Source organism: Chamaesiphon sp. GL140_3_metabinner_50, from assembly GCF_025361915.1.
Classification (GTDB): Bacteria; Cyanobacteriota; Cyanobacteriia; order Cyanobacteriales; family Chamaesiphonaceae; genus Chamaesiphon.
Genome location: NZ_JANYJC010000196.1, coordinates 1 through 2708, shown reverse-complemented (window position 1 = coordinate 2708; position 2708 = coordinate 1). Strand labels below are relative to the sequence as shown.

3 protein-coding genes are annotated in these 2708 nt (G+C 43.6%); all 3 read right to left on the bottom strand.

The annotated features are described in order from the left end of the window. Positions 1-1339, bottom strand: a 1339-nt coding sequence (locus Q0R35_RS09840; RefSeq protein WP_295616930.1) for a filamentous hemagglutinin N-terminal domain-containing protein, incomplete at its 3' end; no start/stop codon positions are given. Between the two features lie 222 nt (positions 1340-1561). Then, positions 1562-2527, bottom strand: coding sequence for a serine protease (locus Q0R35_RS09835; RefSeq protein ID WP_295616927.1), 966 nt, complete (start codon positions 2525-2527; stop codon positions 1562-1564). 61 nt (positions 2528-2588) lie between these two features. Then, positions 2589-2708, bottom strand: a 120-nt coding sequence (locus Q0R35_RS19530; RefSeq protein ID WP_366944861.1) for a CHAT domain-containing protein, incomplete at its 5' end; no start/stop codon positions are given.

Genomic DNA, 2708 nt, shown 5'->3' with positions numbered 1-2708 from the left:
CTTTTCTACCATCAAAAGAGACATTGCCAGCAGCGGTAATCTTTACATTTCCCGCATCGCCTGTGCCGAAAGTACTAACATTTAATACAGCACCATTAGTCACAGCCAGATTACCAGTAGTAATCTCAATATTTCCCCCTTTGCCTACTGCACCCTTTTCTATGGTGCTGAATGAGCCACTACCAAAACCATCTTTCCGACCATCAAAAGAGACATTGCCAGCAGCGGTAATCTTCACACTCCCTGCATCACCCGTACCGAAAGTACTAGCACTTAATGCAGCACCATTAGTCATCGCCAGATTGCCAGTCTTAATCTCAATGCCGCCACCTTTGCCTGTTCCTCCAGCAGCGACTTGATTGAAAATATCACCTTCAGAGAGCGTGATTTTGCCAGTGGCATCGAGCTTAATATCTCCCGCTTGTGCTGTGGGCGAACCCAATCCAGTGGCAATTCCGGTAAGTATATAGCTTCCCGTTCCTTGCAGATCGATATCTCTAGCAAAAATCCTGACATTACCACCACCACCAGCACGAACATCGATGATACTAGGCGATGTTCCTACTTGCACTAGCGATACATTCCCCCGCTCTACATTATTTGGCAACTGTATCCCACTATCGATATTAAACCCAACAGTTCCCGCTTGACTCAATCCGCCTAGCTCTACATTCGCACCTGGAGTGAGGATTTGTCCGCCGTTAAAGTTGACATTACCACCAATTAACCCGATGTATTGGATTTGATTTGGGGTGACATTTTTCAACTTACCAAAATTATTAATCTGCCCAGCTCCGCCGCCGATATTTAAACCTGATACGTTAAATAGCACATTCGGCGCGACGCTTAATAATGGCGCATCGCCATTAGGATTAGTCCCAAACGTAATCGTTCTACCGCCAGCATCGACTAAATTAATCCCATTTGCTGTAGTTGCCATAAATGCCCGCCCGACATTTAACTTCGCATCCGTGCCAAATGTCACCCCATTGGGATTAATCAGAAAGAAATTCGCACCATTAGTATTAACTGTGCCATTAATATCTGAGAATGCATTACCCGTGACGCGGGTAATAATGTCCCGATTGCCGACTGGATTATTAAAATTCGCCGCTCCGTTAGTGGGGACGGAAAAATCGGTAAAACTATGAAATAACGTTTGTCCCTTAGTTACCCCGCCTGTAATACTAAAGTTATTACCATTGCCCGATACTTGAGTTCCTAGCGTGTTATCGGCTACCGGAGCGCGATTGCTGGGTTGATAAGTTTGGGCGGATGCGATCGCAGGTAAAAACAATAGAGCAGTGCTGGCAAGAACAGGACGTAGATACTTCATCATGAGAATGGAAAGGCGTTGCTTTATGCAAAGTTGAAGGGTGAATCGAGATGCGATCGCCTGGTGCGATCGAACTAACAAAATTTATCTATGCGAGTTGCGGAAAATCCGAGATCGATCGAGATATGGAGGGGATGTGCGATCGATCGAAGATCGGGTATTTCAGGTAAAGAGTAAATGATATCGAACTAATACCTTTACCCTTTACCCCTGCCCTCTTATTTACTAATCGTAACTCTGCTCGTTTACCTTGGTTACATCAAAAAGTGGTGGATCTTCACTTCTGATTGGAAACTTTCGGGTGAACTTTTTATTTTTAGTACCGATCGTAAAAGTTCGATCGTTAAGTTGATAATTCAAAGGCGACTTATCTATTCTCGCCCCCACAATCGTGCTAGCTTGGGGTTGATATTTCAAAAAGCTTTGAATGGGAATACCCAAATTAAATCCTGTTTTTTCATCGGTCATTGTCCCAACGCTAGTTTCTTCGCCAGGGGTTTGATTATTCCGATCGCCTTGCCCGTGAATGGCGACAATTCGCCCAGCAGCATCAAATACTGGGCCGCCACTCATCCCGGCTCTAGTAATATTGGTATAAGCCAGATCGTAGCCATTATTTCGTTCTTGAGGATTGCTATCGCTTTCATCTAATCGGGAAGAAATCATCCCGCCTGTAAATTGGAAGGCAATTCTGGTAATTGCTTTACCTGGTTTGGGAAAACCAGCAACATAAACGGGACTGCCTTCATCGGCATATTCCGAATTACCGATCGTCCCGATCGCAAAAGTATAACTACTTTCAAAAGAAATTACTGCCAAATCGACATTGGGAATAACTTTAATATTGCGTTGGGCATCTAAATTAATCGTTACTCTCTTTCTGCCGATCGGGCTGTTGAGTGGAACTGGAGTAACGATTTTATAATTATTACTGGGGATTTTAACAACGTGTGCTGCTGTCAAAACCGTGTAAATATTCTTAGTGCCGCGTTCCGATCGACCGATAATTACACCCGATCCAAAACTACCCTCTGTCGATTCAATTCTGACGACAGTTTTTTTGGCGATCGCACCGACATCTCTGGCTAAAATTGCCCTGGCTTCATATTTAACAGCATTAATTTGAACAGGTGCAATTAGCACGGTAGTAATTGTCAAACCAATGGAAACTAAGTAACGTTTAAAAATCATGTTTTTATAAATTGTGAATGTTAACAACACATCACCCGTATGGGTGAGTTTTCGTCGAGATTTATTGCCAGTTTCCAACCAAAACAAATGGTGCCCAATAGTAGGGCGATCGATATTTAGGATTGCGAAGTAGAGCCTGTTGAGCTTGGCGTAAAGATTCACCTTTGCCGAGATTTTTATT

What these genes read in the sequence shown, in the direction of transcription:
- Q0R35_RS09835 (WP_295616927.1), bottom strand. Translation starts at nt 2,527, where the DNA reads ATGATTTTTAAACGTTACTTAGTTTCCATTGGTTTGACAATTACTACC.